The organism is Streptomyces sp. BE303 (assembly GCF_036290945.1).
GTDB lineage: Bacteria > Actinomycetota > Actinomycetes > Streptomycetales > Streptomycetaceae > Kitasatospora.
Map to the genome: position 1 here is coordinate 1 of NZ_JAQYWZ010000603.1, position 393 is coordinate 393.

Annotated in this window: 1 protein-coding gene; it reads right to left on the reverse strand. The window is 72.5% G+C overall.

The genetic code is table 11. The features are described from left to right. Positions 1-2 precede the first annotated feature (2 nt). On the reverse strand, positions 3-393 hold a 391-nt coding region (locus tag PUR56_RS13525), incomplete at its 5' end, for a hypothetical protein (RefSeq protein WP_329949080.1).

Below are 393 nucleotides of genomic sequence, written 5' to 3' on the forward strand. Positions count from 1 at the left end.
ATCTAGATGATGCCGGCGACACCCGCCGCCGCCTGCGAGTGCCCGCTGAGTGACTTCACCGACCCGAGCCAGAGCCGGTCGACGCCGTCCCGGTCCTGACCGTAGGTGGCCAGGAGGGCCTGGGCCCGCAGCCCCGCCTCGGCCGGACCGGACACCCGCCCCGGCCCCAAGGGAAGTAGCCCCGCGGCCACGACGGCGGCGGACACGACGGCCGGGGGCTCCTCCACGATCACGTGCGAGTTCGAACCGCTGACGCCGAACGCCGACACACACGCCCGACGACGCCGTTCCCCGCCGCACCAGGACCCCCACACCCTCACCAACTCCACGGCGCCCGCCCACCACTTCACCAAGCTCGTCGGCACTACAGCAAGCACGTTGGCGGACAGGCTC